The 417-nt window shown below is 59.0% G+C and carries 1 protein-coding gene; it reads right to left on the bottom strand.

The window, feature by feature from the left end:
• The coding region (locus tag HFE01_RS26510; RefSeq protein ID WP_167438858.1) for an AMP-binding protein at nt 1–417 on the bottom strand (417 nt) is incomplete at both ends.

Genomic DNA, 417 nt, shown 5'->3' with positions numbered 1-417 from the left:
CTCGCAATCAAAGTACGATACGTCCACCGTCGCTTCGGTTGGTCCATACAGGTTGACCAACTTCGCCCCGGCCAGGCTCGACACGAGCCGCTGGAACCGGGCCACATGCTGTGGCGGCAACGCTTCACCACTGGCAAAGACATGGCGCAGCGTGCCCAGCTTCGCTTGCATCACTTCTCGTGGCTGCTGCTCCACATACTCCAGAAATGCATGCAGCATCGCCGGTACAAAGTGCATCGTGCTCACACCGTCGCGGGCAATTGTGTCGACGATGTCTTCCGGGTTCTTTTCCCCGCCCACGGGCAGCAAGCTCACCTTCGAGCCGACCATCGACCACCAGAACAGCTCCCACACCGACACATCGAAGGTGAAGGCCGTCTTTTGCAAGATCGTATCTGCCGCACTCAAGCCATAACG

The organism is Paenibacillus sp. EKM10P, assembly GCF_011800655.1.
Lineage (GTDB): Bacteria > Bacillota > Bacilli > Paenibacillales > Paenibacillaceae > Paenibacillus > Paenibacillus polymyxa.
This window is presented reverse-complemented; position numbering and strand designations above follow the sequence as displayed.